Consider the following 18,311-nt stretch of genomic DNA (forward strand, 5'->3'; position numbering starts at 1 on the left):
AGAGCAAACGTACTATAGTATGTACGCTGCTGCGGTCAAAAAATATGAAACGCCTTGCTCTTTTCCAAATTAAACGAGTCTACACCATCCCCTCAGCGTTCTTGTTCTTCTTATAATATACTTCCGAAACATATCTTTTCCCACCGCTACCGCGTTTTAACTGCACAACGATATCTACAACGGTTAAAATATACTTCTTTACTTCTTCAGGCGGCATACCAAGATCTGCTTGCATAACCATAAGCTTTAACTGCTCAATAGCCATAGCGGGACTATCGGCATGCAGAGTTGATATTGAACCGGGGTGACCTGTATTAATAGCACGCAAAAAGCTAAAAGCTTCCTTACCTCGAAGCTCACCGACTATAATTCTATCCGGTCTTAAACGCAAACAGGCCTCTATTAAATCTTGAGTGGTAACATTTGCACGCCCCTGTCCTCCTTTTGAAGCAAGTAAATGCACTCTGTTAGGATGACTTGATAGCACAACCTCACGAGCATCTTCTACAGTAATTAATCTTTCTATTGCAGGTATTTCAGTAAGTGCCGCATTAGTAAAAGTAGTTTTACCGGTTGAAGTACCGCCGCTAATTATGATATTTTTCTTTGAAACAACTGCATGTCTAATAAATTCTTTAATCTTTTTTTCAGCTAAGAAATTATTTAAAATTACTGCATCTTCATCTACTAAACTCTCTGTTGCAGTATCATCAAATGCCCCCATTTTAGCATATTCATCTAAAGTTAGATTCATACCGCTAGGCTTTCTTATAGAATAAATGATTTGTCCTATCTCACAAGCAGGAGGAAATACTATTTGAATACGGTAGCCATTCGGCAAAGTTGCCGAAAGAAGCGGTTTTTCTTCTGAAATCATCTGTTCGGTAGATTGAGCGACTAAACGCCCTAATGAAAGTAGATGTTCGCTATCCAGTTCCGGTATTTGCTTAGAATATATATCGCCTTTTTTTTCAACCCATACTTCTCCAGGCTTATTAACCATAATTTCGTTAATACCGTCTTCAGCAAATAAATTTTTAAAAGGAAGTAAAAACGTCTCTAAAGCTGCAAATTCTTCATTCATTTCATTACCTTCGATTTTAATAAAACGGCTTTTGGGAATTTATAATCCTTATTAACGTATATTCTAACCGGCGTACCTTGATTAATCGTTGTCGTCGGCTTAAACTGCTGCTGAGTTATCATATTTTGTACAACATTCGTCACATCCATAAAAGCTTGAGTAGAAGCTTGTTGTGCTTGCGTCGGAGTTGATGCTATAGAGGTAGTAGTAAGCAAACTTGAAGCTGCCGTATTAACTGCCTGTACTAAGGTTTGAAGTCTCTGCTCAGCAGTATTCGCTGAAGAAGCAGTTTGTGCTGTTGTACATGCTTGAGTCATAGTAGTATAAGCAGTCGAAGTTTTATCGGTAATAGCAGCAAGTATATTAGTACAAATTGTAACTATCCTAGTATTTGCATCCATAGCGGTATTAGACGCAATAGTTTGAGCAGTATTTAACAATTGTGTGGCTGTAGCACTATTAGTTGCTGCTGCCTGCGAATCTATAGGAGGCGGCACTAACTTATCAAGAACTTTAGCAAGACCTATATTAAAGCCGGATTGTAATACGGCATTTGCAAATTGTTCTTTATATTTATTATCAACTCTTCCTTGTAGTCCCAGTCTACCTAAATTATCAACTGCAGGTGAGTCGAATTCTATAGTATAACCGTTAGTTAAATCGATTCTATCCCATATTATAGAAACTCTACCGTAACTATCTGACGAAGTTGAGGTTGCATATTTACCGAATATTTTTGACCCTTTCGGTATCAATATAACTTTATCTTTCTCAGAAAATACGTCTCTACTAATAATGGCTCTTATTTCACCGCCGAGATCACTATTTATTGCCGTCTCAAGGACTGCATCAATTAATTTACCGCGTCCGAGAACCAAAGACATATCACCGCGATCTTTAAAGGTCGCTTCTGCCGTAATCTGTTCCGGTGTTTTTTTAGGCTCTACACCACTAACTAACACTATAGCTGATTTTCTTTTTGCTTCACGACGTTGCTTCTTTGCATCGCTCTCAACTAGCGTTCCTGGGGTCGAAGGCAATGAAATCGGCGGCAATGGAGTTTTGTCTTTATTCTCTTCTACAGGAGTAGTAGGAGGTAAGACCGGTGGAACTTCTACTACCGGGGGAGGAGGCAGTGGAGGAGCGGTGGGCGTCTCAAGCTTAGGCGGATCAGGTAACTTTGAAATCTCCGGAATATTATAATCAACCTCCATAACAGGTTTTACAATATTAGTCGGTATCTGAGTCTCCGGTATTTCTTCTTTTTTAGTACCGAAAAAAAGAGTATAAAAAATATATATAAAAATACCGCAAATTACGACTACTATAACAATACTCTTATTAAAGCTAACTGAAACTTTTGATAATTCTCTTTGTACTTCAGGAAAATCTGCTCCTGATAAAGAACCGGTATTATTATTGTTATTTTGCTCTTCAGCCATATCTAAATTATATTAGTTAAAGTGTTTTATATTAAAAATTGTCATACCGTGGTCAAGCCACGGTATGACACAGTACCCTACTAAAACCTTGCCATGTAATTACTATTTTTCTTAGGATAGTAAAATTTAATTACATATACTAAATCCCTTTCGTTACCCATCATAAGTTCCGTAGAAGCGATATCAAATTCATATGTTCTTTTATTAGTTATAATAGTCATATTTGTACGGATATCTTTTTCAAGAGGCTTAATAAATAATCTATTTGCCAGAGGAGTTATTTTCCACGCATAAGCATCCCCAAGAATTATATTTTGGATTTCTTCGTTTTTAGCAAATTCTATATGCGATTGAAAGCCAAAATGCAAAACTAATAAATAAACTTCATTTGGATTATATATATAAGTTTTTATCCTATTATCTTTAGTTATAGATAAATCATCTACATAATTATTACTACTACTATTGTATGGATCATCTACAAGCGGACATTCTCGTTGTACTGTAAAACCGCTTAATAATATAAAAACTAAAAAATAAAATCTAACTATTGTCATCGTCTACCCTATATCCGTTAACTTGAAACCCTACCGGATTTACATCAAGTTCTGAATCTGTTAATTGCATAGGCACGTAAGCATAACTTACTACCGCTATTTTATTATAAACTAATTGGCTTCCTGATGTTTCATTTACGGAAAATCTAACTATATATTTATCTGCTGCGATTTTTGACCATGATTTTATTACTAAAAATGTAGTATTATCTTCTTTATATTTTATCGTAGGATCAAAATCTTTATTTCTTATATAGCCAAGATAATTATAATAAACACCGCTTGTTGAGAATAATCTTATTGTCGTACGAGCTATAGTCGCAAAATCAACCGGATTATATGTTTCCCGTGCCGTTATGTATTTCTTTATAAAATACCTTGTAAGAGACTCATCTGCCGTTAACACCGGTGATGAAATAGGTTCTACCACCGAGGCACGTCCGGTATTACTATTAAGCTGAATAACAAAAGGATCAAACTGTTTAGATTTTACTACAAATGCTATTACTAAAGTTGATATAACCATAAAAATGGTTAGTAGTATTATTAATATGATAAGTAAGTTACGTTGAACAATTAACTTATCAGATCGCTCTTCATACCAATTCTGAGTAATTTTTAAAGGATTAGCCGATTTAATACTTTCTTGATTTTGTGTATCTCCTGAACCGCTTTTTGAGTTGTTACTTGATTTAAAGAAGCCAAATATATTATTCATATCAAAGGTATTTTTATTATTACATTGTTATTGTGTAAAACTATTACTTTTATGCTATATTTACTGAATTAACCGGTCTTCTTACACAAGGATTTACGCTTAAACTCGATCCATCATCTACATCAGCAGAAACGCACGGGCTTTTAATTTCATAAGGAGCTGAAGGGGTACATGACAACAATTGAGCAAGCATAATTAATACTAATAGAAACTTTAATGATTTTAACATTCTAATTATACATTATTAAATTATCTTGTTACTATTTTAAAATTACCTTACTATACAATAGTTCACAAGCATTTTTTGAAAAAATCTATTTATAAATATAAAAAAATATTAAAAAGATTGTAAACTAATTATACTCTGAAGTAAATAAAGAGTAGTTATACGAAGTTCAACTTGGGAGCAGAGCGTATACTTAATACCTGGCTACCTGCGGACTTAATTAAAGACATTGCCGCCAATTTTTCAAGTGGGGCGAGTATAACATAATAACTAACATCAATAATTGTTATTGTATAATTTTAATTTATAATTTATTTATTTTAATTTTAAAGTTAAATAATATTTGGTATTGTAGCAACAATATAAACTTAACATTAAATTAACAAATCATAATCATATTATAATAATTATGGTAGAGTTAAAATAAAATTAGATATTAATCTAGTAATTATGGACCCATTAACCAACGCAATACAAGAATATATAAAATCCGGTGAATATTTTATTGATGCAAGAAAATGGTATAATTTTAAGTATATCTTACCGTTAAGTCATAGAAGTCTTCTACTTTTAATATGCACGATTTTTACCTTATTATTAACCTTAATTTGTATAAATATCAATATATTGCTACCAATAAACAAAAAAGTAAGTTATTTAATAAAAGATGATGACGAAAAACAAGCTGCCGTTATTAATACTAAACATTCAACATTAGCAAATCCTTATATTTCTGTTGCAAATATTATGCTTCAGAATTATGTAAAACAACGAGAAGACTATAATTATGATATATTAAAAGAACAATTTACCTTTATTAAAAATAGCTCTACAAGCATTGTTTACATGCAATTTGCCAATTTTATGAATATTGATAACCCATTATCACCGGTCATAAGATATCAAAAACTATATAGACGCTCAATTAATATATTATCAATTAACAATATAAATGATAACGAGGCAGTTGTTACTTTTGAATCATTGGCAAAAAATAGTACGGGTAAAATTTTAGAAAATATGGTATGGGAGGCAAGAATCGGATTTATAATGGATTCTATCAGTACAAGTACCTCACCTGATATGCCGTTCAATTTTACCGTTACTAGTTACAAGCTAAAGTTATTAAGGAATAAAAATCAGAAATAATATGAAGCAACTAATAATATTTTGTACTTTTATAATACTTACATTAGATGTATTTGCTCTTACTATATCACGACCTCTAGGTCGAGACCCACGTCTAAGAGTTATGACTTATAACCCTGACGATGTTTTCAAATTCACAGGATATTACGGCTATCAAGCAAGTATAGAACTAGCAAGAGATGAGGAAATAGTAAGTATTTCTATGGGAGATACTACTTCATGGCAAATAGTACCTGCCGGTCATAGGATTTTTATTAAACCGATGGAACCGGATGCTACTACTAATATGACTTTAATTACTAATAAACGGACTTACTTCTTTGAATTATATGCCGCTGAAACTCTTGATATTCGTGATCCTGAAATGGTCTTTAACGTAAAGTTTCTTTATCCGGATGACGAAAATGACAATATGAGCGGTCATATGCAAACTTTTTCTGCTTCCCTAGCAAGTCCCGATCTTACTCATCCTGAAAAATATAACTTTAATTACTATATTAGCGGTAGCGAAGAAATAGCTCCTATTAAAATTTTTGATGACGGCGAGTTTACCTATCTACAATTTAGGGATAAAAACGCTGAGATTTCCGGTATTTTTGCCGTAGACGATTCACTTCGAGAATCTTTAGTAAATTATCGCCTTGCTCAAGATAATCCTAATATGGTGATCCTTGAACAGGTTTTTCCTAAGCTCGCTATACGTAAGGGCAAAAAAGTCACATGCGTATTTAATCAGTCTTTCAAAGCATATTAACTGTCATCCCGCAAGCTTGTAGGCGTTGTTGCATGGATCAGTTTTTCCGTCATTGCGAGGAAAAACTGTAAGTTTTGACGAAGCAATCCAGTAAAAAATGCTAATTTTTAGCATTTTTTTTATTATTTTTGCTGGATTGCCACACTCCTTGACAGTCGCTTGCAATAACGATTCGATGTCCATGCAACAACGCTGAGCTTGTAGCGGGATTTAGTCTTTTTTAAATTTTTTTTGGATACCGTGGTCAAGCCACGGTATAACAATGTTATGTCGCATTTAATATATTTCTTTGCCTCGATTTTACTAACTAGCGGCTTATTTATAATGCTTACAAGTCGTAATTATATTCACAAAATTATCGGGCTTGGAATCTTTCAAAGTTCGGTGTTAGTATTTTATTTAAGTATCGGAAAAATTAAAACAGGCGGTGCACCTATTTTACAAGAGGGCATCACTACTTACACTAGCCCTTTGCCTCATGTATTAATGTTAACTGCTATAGTAGTTGGGTTTGCTACTCTTAGCGTAGCTTTAAGTTTAATATATCAAATTTATAAACATTTTGGTACAATATCAGAAAATGAAATTAATTTTGATAAATGATTTTTTCAATTATGTCATTCCCCCATTCGATTATGTTATTCTTACCGTCCTTTATGTCATCCCCACAAAGCATTGTTGTATGGATACCGAATCGTCATTGCGAGCGACTGCAAGGAGCGTGGCAATCCAGCAAAAATAATAAAAAAATTCTGATTTACAGAATTTTTTACTGGATTGCTTCGTCGAAACTTGCAGTTTCTTCTCGCAATAGACATCTTTCCAAATTCGCTTATAGAGAGGAATTTAAAGGAGACACTTCACCTCGAATCGCAGCATACACAAGCGTACGTGAGGATTCGAGTACCGGATCGACGTATAAATTACCTCTAGAAGCGAAGTTTAGAAAGATGTCTAATGACGATGGAGAATAAAGCCCCATGATCCTAACTAACCATTTCCCTATCATACAAATATTATTCCCTTTATTCGGGGCTTTACTCTCAATAATATCTTTCCGCTTTACTATATTGGCACAAGTAATTACCGTAGTTTGCATTTTATCTAGTCTTTTAGTCAGTGTTTATGGATATAGCATTATACAAAATACGGAACTATCTTACACCATGGGAGGATGGACTTCAAAAATAGGAATAGAATATCGGCTAAATTCACTAAACCAAGCTATTATTATTTATCTTAACTTGGTTTTATTATTCTTTTTAGTTTTTTGTCATAAGATTACTAATCGAACAATCTTAAAATATATCAACAATAATAGAAAATCTTTATTTTACGGTATATTATTATTCGCTCATACGGGCTATTTAGGAATGATTAGTACTAATGATTTCTTTAATTTATATGTGTTTATAGAAATTTCGGCACTTAGTAGCTATGTCTTAATAGTCTCAGGTAATAATCCAAAATCTTTAATCGGAGCTTTTGACTACTTGATAATGGGTAGTATTGGTGCAACTCTTATTCTTATAGCCATAGGATTTTTGCTGAGCATTACAGGTAGCTTAAATATGTATGATGTTGCAGCTTATTTGCAAGAACATACTAATTCCCGTATAATCAATATAGCTATCGGTTTTTTCTTAATAGGAGCTATTTTAAAAACAGCTTTTTTCCCTATGCATTTTTGGATGATGAGAGCTTATAATAACACGGCTTCAGTCACTTTAGTATATTTAGCAGGGATTTCTACTATAATAGGAATATATATAATATATAAATTTACTTATATTATTATAGGCTATGAGACGATTAAAACTGCTATTACAAACTTTATAAGACCTATTGCTTTAGCTACTCTTATTATAGCCCCGTATTTTGCTTACCAGGCAAAAGATTTCAAGAATATTATAATTTATTCATGTTTCACTCAAATAGGTTATGTATTTCTATTGTATGTTACCGAAGGCGGTATAATAGTTTTACCAAGTTTATTATTTGCAGATAGTATAAATAAAATAGCTCTTTTCTTGATAGATGCTTATAATGAAAGCTATAAAAAAAATCCTAACAAAGTTTTAACAATAATTGTTATTATTTGCAGTTGCGGCTTACCTATAAGCCCATTATTTTTTATCAAAATAAATATTCTTGAATTATTATTTAGACAAAGACTATTATTAGATTTTGTTATAATTTTACTCAGCTCCGTAGGATCACTATTTTATCATTATAAAATGGTACTATTGTCATTCCCGCGAAAGCGGGAATCCAGTAATTAAAAAATATAAACACAGTAAATTTTTAAAACTACTGTGTCATGCCGTGACTTGATCACGGCATCCAGTAAAAATATTTAAATTATTAGTATCATAAGTTGTATTCTAGACCCCGTGGTCAAGCCACGGGGTGACAAGGGAAAGAAAAACATGATTACACAATTTACTACTCCGAGTCTTTTGATTCTATCAACTTTGCTAGTTGGTGCATTAAACTTAACCAGTCCGTATGCCACACAAAAAGATAGTTTTATACGTAATTTTTTACTTATTACTATCGCTATTTTTTTCTTCGGTAATATTTTAATTATAGACTGGTTGTTTTTAAAAGGTATTAGAGCAGGATTTGAATTTAATATATTCAGTAATTACTCTATAGGATTCCATCTTGAACCTTTAGGGCTTATTTTCTTAAGCTTAATAGGTTTTTTATGGATCTGTGCTTTACTTTACACTCCAAAATATCTTGCTATTAATAATATAGAACACTCTTCTAGATTCTTATTTTTCTTTAACTTAACTATTCTAACCGGTATTTTAATTGCTCTGTCTAGTAACTTATTTACGATGTTTATTTGTTATGAGCTTTTAACTATTTCTACAGCTTTTTTAATAGGACATACCAAAAATAATATAGTACTTAGCGGGTTATATAAATATCTAAAAATTCTGATGATTTCTGCCACAATATTATTTTTACCGGCAGTGATAATTATTTATACTAAAGTCGGTAACGGGGATTTTGCAAGTGGGAGTTTAGTAGAAAATTATTTTTCTAAAAACCAGTCAATTATTTTATTATTAATGTTTATTTTTGGAATTGCTAAAACTGCAATTTTTCCGGTACATTCGTGGCTTCCTGCTGCAATGGTTGCACATTATCCCATTAGTAGCTTACTGCATGCCGTAATAGTGGTTAAAACCGGACTATTTTGTATTTACAAAATCCTATTATATATATTCGGTTTATCGTATTTACAAATGATATTTGCCGAGTTTAACTGGTTAATTTTTATACCGATAGTGAGCATATTTTACAGCTCAATCAAAGCACTAGGCACGGATAATATTAAAAAAATACTCGCCTACTCCACTATGAATCAACTAAGCATCGCCTTACTTAGTGCTTTTATGTTAACACCTAAGGCACTTGGAGCCGCAATACTCCATTTAGTTTCACATTCTTTTAGTAAAATTTGCTTATTTTATAGTATGGGAAGTATTTACAGTTTAAAGAAAGCCGATCAAATACAAAATTTACACGGAGTATCTAAAGAGTTTCCTTTAATTTCTTTTATTATATCTATCTCTTCATTATCATTAATCGGTATACCTATCTTTAGCGGATTTATTAGCAAATTCTCAATATTACTTGCTGCAAGCGAACAAAATCAAATTATCGTTATGATTGTCATAATAGCGAGTAGCATATTCTCAAGCCTTTACCTTCTCAAAATATTAAGCTCTATTTATAAACCTTCTTTGGTAGAATCTAGTGTAATAAAATCACTCCCCTACTCTATGCGAATCAGTATAATAATTTGCTGCTGTGCTGTAACTCTATTCTATTTTATTCAAATCTTAATCAGAGAATTTTTAGCTTATATTACATAAACATATTTACATAATTTACATAATTTACATATAATCATATAATATTTATACCTTTGATACTTCAAAAGTTGGAAGTCAAATAAGCGGTGAGCCTGCACAGCGTACAATAAATCTTGAAGTATCAAAGGTATAAATATGGCACAAATTATTAGAGCAACAGAATTTGTACGATCTTTTTCAGATATTATGAATAGAGTTTACTACAAAGGCGAAAGCTTTGACGTTCAAAAAGGTATAGTAGCAAGAATTACGCCTGCAGAAATCAAGCCTTCTATAGCAGTAAGAGACTTAGAGGAAGCCTTTAAAAATGGTCCACATCTTGATCCTGAAGATGCTGATCAATTCATGAAAAATATTGAAGAAATAAGACGCAATACTAAACAAGATATTAAAAAATTGGTTGAAAGATGGGATTAATTATTGATACTTCTATAATCATAGCTTTAGAAAGAGGAAAGGTAAGTACTAAGCAATGGTCACATTACGGTCAGGCTTATATTATTGTGTTAACTGAACTATTAATAGGAGTAGATAGAGTCAATAATGAGAATAAACGTATAAAATGTTTAGCTTTTATAGAATATGTAAAAAGTCTGTTTACTATATTACCTTTCGGTATTGAAAAAGTATATACATATGCACGTATTATTCATGATTTATACACACAACGTATAACTATAGGAACTCATGATATGCTTATTGCAGCAACGGCTATTACAAAAGGTTTTCCGATATTAACTCTAAATGTTAAAAGACTTTAAAAGAATTCAGAGACTAGAGGTTTTAACAGTTTCTTCTAAAGATTAAAATGTTTATTCAAAATACCAAGTTTACATTTCCGATTACTAATTTTGAGCTTATGTTTGATTTTAACCTACAAAATCAGCTAATAGCTCTAGCATTTCTAATTGTTACTACTATCTTAAATCTTTATACAATTTCCCAAAATAGAAAATTAGAATGCTTAATAGGTAGTTTATACTGTTTATCCTCTACTATATGCGTATTTGCAGCTGATTTTATTTCCATGATAATCTCGCTTGAATTCATGACGATTTTTGCCTGCATAATTATTTTTTGCGACCAATTAAAGATAAAACCGGCACGTCAATATTTCCTCACTCATTTATTCAGTAGCGGGCTAATTTTAATCGGTATGACTCTTTTAATTCAAACAACAGGTAATACGGCTTTTACTTCTTTAACGGAATCAGTATATAATTTTGAGTTACCGGCAATATTCATACTTGCAGGTTGTTTAATTAATGCCTCGGCTATTTTTGTAAACGGCTGGGTGGTTAATTGCTATCCTGCAGCTTCAAGTAGCGGCGTGGTATATTTAATTAGTTTTACTACTAAAGTTACTTTAATTATCATTTTAAAATTATTTAGCGGTCTTGAGATATTAAAGTTTTTTGGGATATCAATGATCATTTACGGGTTAGTATTTTCACTAATTGAGAAAAACCTAAAACGATTGATATGTTATCTTACCGTATCACAGCTTGGTTTTATATTAACGGCTATTAGCATAAACTCTCCAAATATAGCTTATCTTATTACAAGCTTTATATTCATACATATATTATATAACGGGTTATTTGCTTTATATTTCACTTATATAGAAGATGAGTATGATATTAAAAATTACCAAGATCTTCAGAATGCTCAAATTAATCTTATTTTGTTAATCGGATTTGTTATTAGTATATTGATATATACATCTATACTGCCTATTAGCTCTTCTTATATCAAAGATGGAATTGCTAATATTTTAAACGAGAATAATATAATGCTATTTTCTAAGATAGCAACTTGTACCGTGTTATTTGGATTATTGTTGGAAAGTTTGCTATCGTCATTGCGAGCGACTAAAAGGAGCGTGGCAATCCAGGAAAAAAATCGATCTATTTTTACTGGATTGCTTCGTCAAAACTTACAGTTTTTCCTCGTAATGACGTTAAGGGGGTTACTCTACCTCTCTTTCTGCATCATAACTTTATGCGTATGTTTATACTACCCTATTCAAATATCACATACTGCCAACTTTAAGCTAGTTATCCTTGCAATCTCACTATTATTAGCTTTAATATTTAAAAAAATACCACGCATTTTGACAGAAAACATAAACCTTGACCTATACCAATATATCGAAAAACTTATCTATTTCAGTATCGATAAATATAAAGAAACGGCAGACAATAACGAAGATGCGGAAGAATATCTTAATTTTAAGGTTATTTGGGATAATATTTTAAGTAAAATATCTGCTTGGCATAATCAGCAAACTGCTATATTTATTGTATTATTCCTATTAATTAGTTTGATTTTAACACTCTGTCATCCCGTGGCTTGACCACGGTATCCAGAAAAAAATTAAAAAAGACTGGATCCCGCGATCGAGTCGCGGGATGACATTAAAAAAAAGAACAAAAACATGAAACCACCAATAACAGACAAACAAAATTACAGCTTTGAAGTTCACTCAGCAACAATAAACGATGATTATCACTGGCTGCGTGATCCTAAGTGGCCAAATGTAGAAGATTCTAAAATTTTAGACTACTTAAAGGCTGAGAATAAATATACCGAAAATTTCTTTGCCGATCTGCAAAAGGATAAGGAAAAGATTTTTGAAGAATTAAAAGGACGGGTCAAATTAGACGATGAGTCAGTTTATGTTAAGAAAAAAGATTATTACTATTACCATAGAGTAGAAGGCGATAAAAATTATCCGATATATTGCAGAAAGCATAATAGTATGGAAGCACATGAAGAGATAATATTAGATGTTAACCTTCTTGCTCCAAACGGCGGTTTTACCGATGTTGCCAAAGTCGCAATATCGCCTGATCAAAATTTAATGGCTTATAGCGTTAATTTTACAGGTAATGAGCAATATAATATAAAAATATACAATCTTAAAGAGCAAAAATACTTACCTGATAATGTAACGGATATAGCTCCTACTGTGATTTGGCATGAACAATTAAACGGCTTTTTCTATATTACTATTAATGAGAATCAACGCTGGGATAAGGTAATGTTTCACCATCTAGGTGAAGATGTGACTCAGGATAAATTAATATTTGAGGTAAAAACCCCTCTTCATTTTATCAGCTGCGAGAAATCAGCAAGCAGTGAATATATTTTTATAAATTCAGGTGATTATAATGAAAATGAAATTTACGTAATTTCTATGCAGGATGTTAGTTTTACGCCTAAATTAGTACGAGCTGCAGAAAACAAAATATTCTATGAAATAGAACATAATGGCGATTATTTTTATATTAAAACTAATTATAAAGCGAAAAATTTCCATGTTATAAAACTGCCGGTAAATAATTTTGAAAATACTAGCTGGGATGATATTTATATTAAGGAAGAACAAGACAAATATTTAAAAAGCTTTGATGTTACAAATAATTATTTAATCTTAAATTATCGTGACCAAGGTTTACCGCTAATTAAAATAAAGCGATTTAAAGATTTACAAGAAAACACAACGCATTTTCCTGATGAAAGTTTCCAAGCAAGTAGCTTTTCTACAAACTTTGAGGAAGACGATATCAGAGTAAATTACTCTTCTCTAGCAAGACCAAATACCACTTATAGCTACGATTTTGATAGCAATAAATTAACGATATTAAAGAACCAAGAAATACCTTCAGGCTTTAATCCGGAAGAGTATAAAGTCGAGAGAATATTCGCAGATGTAAAAGTACCTATAACCTTGTTTTATAAAAAATCTTTATTTAAAAAAGATGGCTCGAATCCTTTATATTTAATGGGATACGGAGCTTACGGGATTAGCATGCCTGTCAATTTTAGAAATACAGCAGTGACACTTGCCGATCGTGGCTTTATTTACGCAGTTGCTCATATTAGAGGTGGCGATGATCTAGGTCATGATTGGTATGAAGCTGCTAAGTTTTTAACCAAAAAAAGAACATTTGAAGACTTCATAGCCTGTAGTAGAGCTTTAATTAACGAGCAATATACAAGTAACAACAATATAGTAATAATGGGCGGTAGTGCCGGCGGTATGTTAATCGGTTACGTACTCAACGAAAAACCGGAAATCTATAGAGCAGCAATCGCTCATGTACCGTTTGTAGACGTACTGAGTACCATGCTTGACGAAAGCTTACCGTTAACTCTCTTGGAATATAATGAGTGGGGTAATCCGAAAGAGAAAGAATATTTTGAATATATTAAATCATATTCCCCTTATGATAACGTAAAAGCACAAAACTACCCTGCTCTATTCGTTACTTGCGGTATATCCGACCCACATGTAGGTTACTGGGAACCTGCTAAATGGGTAGCAAAATTACGAGAACTAAAAACGGACAATAATCCATTATTATTAAAAATAAATATGGATAAAGGACATAAAGGTTCTGCCGGTCGTTTTGATTATCTGAAAGAGATAGCCGACGAATTAGTATTTATTTTTAATATATTTAATGTGGGGGTTTAAAAGGTATATGTATTCCTGCGTAGATCAAAAAAAAGCACACATTGTCATACCGTGGCTTGTCCCCGATATCCAGTAAAACAACTAAAAATACTAATATAGACCCCGTGGACAAGCCACGGGGTGACAGTGGTGAAACCGATCCACACAAACAATGCCGTCCTCCTCCACGGTATGACAAAATAAATATAAAAAACCACATGCATAAAAATTATCTAGAACAATTACAAAAATTACCGATTACTTTAATTTTACTAATTAGCTTAATTTGCTGTATTGGTTTCATTGTGCTTTATTCTGCAGCGAATAGTAATTTGCAGCCTTGGGCTTACAAACAAATTATAAATTTTTGTATATTCTTGCCTTTAGCTATTATTATTGCATTAATTGATTTACGAATAATATTTAGGTTATCGTATATCTTTTATTTTTGCGTACTCGCTTTACTAGTAGCCGTGGAGCTTTTTGGCTCAACTGCCATGGGCGGTAAAAGATGGATCGATATCTGTATAGTTAAGCTTCAACCTTCCGAACCGATAAAAATCGCCGTTGTACTAATGCTTGCTAGATATTTCCATTCACTAACAATTGATGATCTTATAAAATTTCACAAAGTTATCATACCTATTATAGGAGTTTTAATACCGGCTTTTCTAATAATTAGAGAACCGGATTTAGGTACAGGAATGATTGTTTTAATTGTTTCGGCAATTATATTTTTTGCAGCAGGTTTTAGAATAAAATATTTTATAATGCTAGCTCTTGCTGCTCTTATTAGCCTCCCTATTGCTTGGAATATGATGTATGATTATCAAAAAAAACGGGTAATGGTTTTTTTTGATCCCGAACATGATCCGCTTGGTGCTAGCTATAATATTATTCAGTCTAAAATCGCTATAGGTTCAGGTAGCCTATTTGGACGGGGTTTAAATCAAGGCAGTCAAAGCCATTTAGATTTTCTTCCCGAACATCAAACAGACTTTATCTTTGCTACCTTCGCTGAAGAATTCGGCTTTATAGGAGGAATGTTTTTACTAATATTATATTTTGCACTTATAACTATTTCTTTATTAATTGCCGCAAATTGCCGAAAGATTTTTAGTAAATTAATGGTAATAGGTATCACTTCAATCTTATTTAGTCACGTATTTATTAATATAGCTATGGTTATGGGCTTGCTTCCCGTAGTAGGTGTACCTTTACCGTTTATTTCTTACGGCGGAACAATGATCGCATCCATGCTAATCGGCTTTGGGCTTGTGATGAATGCTCAGGTACACGGACATATTGCTTTAAACTAGGTTCAATTATATTTATAAAATTGATAATATAAATTAATAATAAGTTGCACTTCACTTTCTTATTTATCGTGTAAAGCGAAAATTCCTATTAACTTTTATATAAAACAGTATAGATTTCTTTACAATTTAACTTTTATTAAAGAATTTATGCTAGGCTATGCACAAGAACAAAGAAGTTTGACAAAACAACAGAAAGAATCAATTGCCTTGCTATCTATAGGTACTTTTCTTGAATATTTTGACTTTATGCTTTATGTACATATGGCTGTACTTCTTAACAAATTATTTTTTCCTCAATACGATTCTCTTGCTGCTGCTTCTGTCTTTTGTATAACATTTGTAGTTCGTCCTATAGGTGCTTTAATATTTGGGTGGATAGGTGACAATATTGGACGTAAATCGACAGTGGTTATAACTACTCTTATGATGGCTTGCTCTTGTATAGTAATGGCACTATTACCTACTTATAATCAAATAGGAGTAGTTAGCATCCTGTATAATGATAATTTGCCGTATAGTTCAAGGGATTTCTTCTATGGGGGAAATAACAGGAGCAGAAATTTATTTTACCGAAGCAATAAAGCCACCCTTACAATATGTCGTTGTATCAATATTAGCTTTTTTAGCCGCATTAGGAGGAGTGGCAGCTTAGGCATCGCATCTTTTAGCACTATTGAAGGATTTAATTGGAGATATGCTTTTGGAAAATAGGTGCATTAATTGCCTTAGTAGAAGGAGTAGCACGTACTAAGCTTAGAGAAACCCCGGACTTTGTAGATACAAAACGCAGAGTAAAAAATATTTTAGAGGAATTCGGAAAAGATGGAAAGCTAATTAACAATAATTATATAACCCCGATTATGGATAAGAAATACATGGTTTATTAGGTTTAAGTTGGTAAGCAATAAGAGCAGAGAATAGAGAAGTAAAGAAATTAATAGGTGATCGATGTATGAAAGGAGTAATATTAAAATGTACAAGTTACGACTTAATCTGACAGAGTTGAGTAATCAGGCAGCTTGATGGGCAATCATCAAATTGTCTGATATTCTCTCTATATTACCAATATTTTTATCTATATTACCAATATTACCAATATTTTTATCTTTAGCAATATAAAGTGAATCTGTAAAAGATTGCATTGGTGTTTTACCAAAGCAATGTTTACCGGAATGAGGTCTTGCATTATTGTAACTCACAAGCCAGTTATCTATATCTGTTTGCAATTCATCAAGTGAATTATAAAATTTTTTGCGGAATAGAATGTGATAGCACTCTTCCTGCATAGTTTTATGGAAACGCTCACAGATACCGTTGGTTTGAGGACTATATGCTTTAGTTTTGGAATGATCGATATTCTCAATGCCAAGATATAGTTGGTAAGCATGGTTTTCTGGTTTTCCACAATATTCCGTACCTCTATCAGTTAATATTCTAAGCAGAGGGATATCATGGTTTGCAAAGAATGGAATAACCTTATCATTTAAGTGGTCTGCAGCTGTAATAGCCGTCTTTTCGGTATAGAGTTTACAAATAGCTACTCCTCAATAGGTATCGACAAAAGTTTGCTGATAAATACGGCCTATGCCTTTAATATTACCAACATAGTAAGTATCTTGTGAACCAAGGTAGCCAGGGTGCATAGTTTCTATTTCACCACTAGCTTCACGTTGGTTTTTAACTTTTTCAAGAACAGCAAGTTGATTATCACTTAAAACAATACCATCATTTGCTACTTTAGTCTCTAGAGCTTTTAGACGTTTTTTGAAACTTTCTAAATCATGACGTAACCACACAGATCTAACTCCGCCACCAGAAATGATTATCCCACTCTTGCGTAATTCATTAGCAGCACGTTCCTGACCAAATGCTGGAAATTCAACAGCTATATTAACTACAGCATCCTCTATATTTGCGGGCACACGATTCTTAATGCAAGCTTTACGTCTAGTCACATCTCATATAGAGCTTCCCCCCTCCCCACCTTGATCATGGAGCTCTTTGTAACGATAAAATGTATCCCTGCTATAACCCATTACTTTGCAAGCTTGTGATACATTCCCTAATTGTTCAGCGAGTTTTAATAAACCGATTCTTGGCTTTATGATTTTTTCTTGATATGTTGTCATCTGACAGTCTCCTTTTTAGTAGGTTGTTAAAACTTGCCAGGTACTATCTTATCTTTTTTCTTCGTACCCAACAATCCTTAACTGTCAGATCAATTCTTTACTTTTACATAAAATTCAATTACTATTAGTTATGACAAGTATAACTACCAGTACTGCTGCATCAATACTTTATAAAAACTTTCCAATATTTAAAAGATTTACGTTTACTACTCTTATTTATGCATTTTCATCAATTTTTATATACGTAGTTACTTCGTTTGGCATAGCTTACTTAGTAAATATATTAGGAACTTAAGGAATTCTTCTTATTATGATACCGGTAGGTATAGCGTTCTACTGGGGAGTGACACATTTTGAATCATTTGAAAAAGTTCGGTATAATTATTAGAGTTAAAAATCTGTTACTTCAAATTTAATTCGCTTAAGTTAGTTTGTTGTTTAAATATATTCCAACATTTGATGTTTTCGTTGAAATACTAAAAACTTTTGATTGGTGGGCGATGACGGACTCGAACCGCCGACACTCTCGGTGTAAACGAGATACTCTACCAGCTGAGCTAATCGCCCATATTTTTTAT

Annotated in this window: 17 protein-coding genes, 1 tRNA gene and 2 pseudogenes; 13 read left to right on the top strand and 7 right to left on the bottom strand. The window is 32.5% G+C overall.

Annotated elements, in window-relative coordinates:
- Positions 1–79: 79 nt before the first annotated feature.
- From virB11 to RMONA_RS06655, 5 genes are all read right to left on the bottom strand, one after another.
- Complete coding sequence (virB11, locus tag RMONA_RS06635) at positions 80–1,084, bottom strand: P-type DNA transfer ATPase VirB11 (RefSeq protein ID WP_023508008.1); 1,005 nt, start codon at positions 1,082–1,084, stop codon at positions 80–82.
- Positions 1,081–2,526, bottom strand: coding sequence for a TraB/TrbI/VirB10 family type IV secretion system protein (locus tag RMONA_RS06640; RefSeq protein ID WP_023508007.1), 1,446 nt, complete (start codon positions 2,524–2,526; stop codon positions 1,081–1,083). Before RMONA_RS06640 ends, virB11 begins: the two co-directional genes overlap by 4 nt.
- An 80-nt stretch (positions 2,527–2,606) precedes the next feature.
- Positions 2,607–3,083: a TrbG/VirB9 family P-type conjugative transfer protein gene (locus RMONA_RS06645; protein ID WP_023508006.1), complete on the bottom strand. Its 477-nt coding sequence runs from the start codon at positions 3,081–3,083 to the stop codon at positions 2,607–2,609.
- The gene (locus RMONA_RS06650; protein ID WP_023508005.1) at positions 3,070–3,801 is read right to left on the bottom strand and encodes a VirB8 family type IV secretion system protein; all 732 of its coding nucleotides are present in this window, start codon (positions 3,799–3,801) and stop codon (positions 3,070–3,072) included. Before RMONA_RS06650 ends, RMONA_RS06645 begins: the two co-directional genes overlap by 14 nt.
- Before the next feature lie 49 nt (positions 3,802–3,850).
- Positions 3,851–4,030, bottom strand: a complete 180-nt coding sequence (locus tag RMONA_RS06655; protein WP_023508004.1) for a DUF2706 domain-containing protein — start codon at positions 4,028–4,030, stop codon at positions 3,851–3,853.
- A 447-nt stretch (positions 4,031–4,477) separates the two neighbouring features.
- On the opposite strand from RMONA_RS06655, the gene RMONA_RS06660 reads away from it, so the two are divergent.
- The 13 genes and pseudogenes from RMONA_RS06660 (at position 4,478) to RMONA_RS10630 (ending at position 16,491) form a co-directional block, all read left to right on the top strand.
- Positions 4,478–5,176, top strand: a complete 699-nt coding sequence (locus tag RMONA_RS06660; protein WP_023508003.1) for a VirB8 family type IV secretion system protein — start codon at positions 4,478–4,480, stop codon at positions 5,174–5,176.
- A 1-nt stretch (position 5,177) separates the two neighbouring features.
- Positions 5,178–5,930: a P-type conjugative transfer protein VirB9 gene (gene virB9 / locus RMONA_RS06665; protein ID WP_023508002.1), complete on the top strand. Its 753-nt coding sequence runs from the start codon at positions 5,178–5,180 to the stop codon at positions 5,928–5,930.
- Between the two features lie 267 nt (positions 5,931–6,197).
- Positions 6,198–6,533 (top strand): Na+/H+ antiporter subunit C, encoded by a 336-nt coding sequence (locus RMONA_RS06675; protein ID WP_023508001.1) that lies wholly within the window; start codon positions 6,198–6,200, stop codon positions 6,531–6,533.
- A 32-nt stretch (positions 6,534–6,565) separates the two neighbouring features.
- The gene (locus RMONA_RS09450; RefSeq protein ID WP_242402815.1) at positions 6,566–6,904 is read left to right on the top strand and encodes a palindromic element RPE1 domain-containing protein; all 339 of its coding nucleotides are present in this window, start codon (positions 6,566–6,568) and stop codon (positions 6,902–6,904) included.
- A gap of 6 nt (positions 6,905–6,910) precedes the next feature.
- Entirely contained in the window at positions 6,911–8,212 is a 1,302-nt protein-coding gene (locus RMONA_RS06685) for a proton-conducting transporter transmembrane domain-containing protein (protein WP_023507999.1), read from the top strand.
- A 147-nt stretch (positions 8,213–8,359) separates the two neighbouring features.
- Positions 8,360–9,823 carry a proton-conducting transporter transmembrane domain-containing protein gene (locus tag RMONA_RS06690; RefSeq protein WP_037231599.1) on the top strand — a complete coding sequence of 488 codons (1,464 nt, stop codon included), beginning with the start codon at positions 8,360–8,362 and terminating at the stop codon, positions 9,821–9,823.
- Positions 9,824–9,958: 135 nt separating this feature from the next.
- Positions 9,959–10,240 carry a type II toxin-antitoxin system antitoxin VapB gene (vapB, locus tag RMONA_RS06695; RefSeq protein ID WP_023507997.1) on the top strand — a complete coding sequence of 94 codons (282 nt, stop codon included), beginning with the start codon at positions 9,959–9,961 and terminating at the stop codon, positions 10,238–10,240.
- Positions 10,231–10,630, top strand: a pseudogene (gene vapC / locus RMONA_RS06700) (ribonuclease VapC). The gene vapB and the pseudogene vapC overlap by 10 nt, the downstream one beginning before the upstream one ends.
- A 1-nt stretch (position 10,631) precedes the next feature.
- Positions 10,632–12,179 (top strand): proton-conducting transporter transmembrane domain-containing protein, encoded by a 1,548-nt coding sequence (locus RMONA_RS06705; protein WP_023507995.1) that lies wholly within the window; start codon positions 10,632–10,634, stop codon positions 12,177–12,179.
- A gap of 81 nt (positions 12,180–12,260) precedes the next feature.
- Positions 12,261–14,306: a S9 family peptidase gene (locus RMONA_RS06710; RefSeq protein WP_023507994.1), complete on the top strand. Its 2,046-nt coding sequence runs from the start codon at positions 12,261–12,263 to the stop codon at positions 14,304–14,306.
- Positions 14,307–14,503: 197 nt separating this feature from the next.
- Positions 14,504–15,604 carry a rod shape-determining protein RodA gene (gene rodA, locus RMONA_RS06715; RefSeq protein WP_037231596.1) on the top strand — a complete coding sequence of 367 codons (1,101 nt, stop codon included), beginning with the start codon at positions 14,504–14,506 and terminating at the stop codon, positions 15,602–15,604.
- A gap of 147 nt (positions 15,605–15,751) precedes the next feature.
- Entirely contained in the window at positions 15,752–16,315 is a 564-nt protein-coding gene (locus RMONA_RS09460; RefSeq protein ID WP_023507992.1) for an MFS transporter, read from the top strand.
- A complete protein-coding gene (locus tag RMONA_RS10630; RefSeq protein ID WP_023507991.1) occupies positions 16,291–16,491 on the top strand; it encodes a hypothetical protein in 201 nt (66 codons plus the stop codon). Before RMONA_RS09460 ends, RMONA_RS10630 begins: the two co-directional genes overlap by 25 nt.
- 123 nt (positions 16,492–16,614) lie before the next feature.
- Here RMONA_RS10630 and RMONA_RS06725 read toward each other — a convergent pair.
- Both RMONA_RS06725 and RMONA_RS06730 read right to left on the bottom strand, forming a co-directional pair.
- Positions 16,615–17,733 (bottom strand): annotated as a pseudogene (locus RMONA_RS06725) (IS481 family transposase).
- Between the two features lie 491 nt (positions 17,734–18,224).
- Positions 18,225–18,300: transfer RNA gene (locus tag RMONA_RS06730), tRNA-Val, on the bottom strand.
- Between the last annotated feature and the right edge of the window lie 11 nt (positions 18,301–18,311).

It is taken from the genome of Rickettsia monacensis (genome assembly GCF_000499665.2).
Classification (GTDB): Bacteria; Pseudomonadota; Alphaproteobacteria; order Rickettsiales; family Rickettsiaceae; genus Rickettsia; species Rickettsia tamurae.

What these genes read in the sequence shown, in the direction of transcription:
- virB11 (WP_023508008.1), bottom strand. Translation starts at nt 1,084, where the DNA reads ATGAATGAAGAATTTGCAGCTTTAGAGACGTTTTTACTTCCTTTTAAA.
- RMONA_RS06640 (WP_023508007.1), bottom strand. Translation starts at nt 2,526, where the DNA reads ATGGCTGAAGAGCAAAATAACAATAATAATACCGGTTCTTTATCAGGA.
- RMONA_RS06645 (WP_023508006.1), bottom strand. Translation starts at nt 3,083, where the DNA reads ATGACAATAGTTAGATTTTATTTTTTAGTTTTTATATTATTAAGCGGT.
- RMONA_RS06650 (WP_023508005.1), bottom strand. Translation starts at nt 3,801, where the DNA reads ATGAATAATATATTTGGCTTCTTTAAATCAAGTAACAACTCAAAAAGC.
- RMONA_RS06655 (WP_023508004.1), bottom strand. Translation starts at nt 4,030, where the DNA reads ATGTTAAAATCATTAAAGTTTCTATTAGTATTAATTATGCTTGCTCAA.
- RMONA_RS06660 (WP_023508003.1), top strand. Translation starts at nt 4,478, where the DNA reads ATGGACCCATTAACCAACGCAATACAAGAATATATAAAATCCGGTGAA.
- virB9 (WP_023508002.1), top strand. Translation starts at nt 5,178, where the DNA reads ATGAAGCAACTAATAATATTTTGTACTTTTATAATACTTACATTAGAT.
- RMONA_RS06675 (WP_023508001.1), top strand. Translation starts at nt 6,198, where the DNA reads ATGTCGCATTTAATATATTTCTTTGCCTCGATTTTACTAACTAGCGGC.
- RMONA_RS09450 (WP_242402815.1), top strand. Translation starts at nt 6,566, where the DNA reads ATGTTATTCTTACCGTCCTTTATGTCATCCCCACAAAGCATTGTTGTA.
- RMONA_RS06685 (WP_023507999.1), top strand. Translation starts at nt 6,911, where the DNA reads ATGATCCTAACTAACCATTTCCCTATCATACAAATATTATTCCCTTTA.
- RMONA_RS06690 (WP_037231599.1), top strand. Translation starts at nt 8,360, where the DNA reads ATGATTACACAATTTACTACTCCGAGTCTTTTGATTCTATCAACTTTG.
- vapB (WP_023507997.1), top strand. Translation starts at nt 9,959, where the DNA reads ATGGCACAAATTATTAGAGCAACAGAATTTGTACGATCTTTTTCAGAT.
- RMONA_RS06705 (WP_023507995.1), top strand. Translation starts at nt 10,632, where the DNA reads ATGTTTATTCAAAATACCAAGTTTACATTTCCGATTACTAATTTTGAG.
- RMONA_RS06710 (WP_023507994.1), top strand. Translation starts at nt 12,261, where the DNA reads ATGAAACCACCAATAACAGACAAACAAAATTACAGCTTTGAAGTTCAC.
- rodA (WP_037231596.1), top strand. Translation starts at nt 14,504, where the DNA reads ATGCATAAAAATTATCTAGAACAATTACAAAAATTACCGATTACTTTA.
- RMONA_RS09460 (WP_023507992.1), top strand. Translation starts at nt 15,752, where the DNA reads ATGCTAGGCTATGCACAAGAACAAAGAAGTTTGACAAAACAACAGAAA.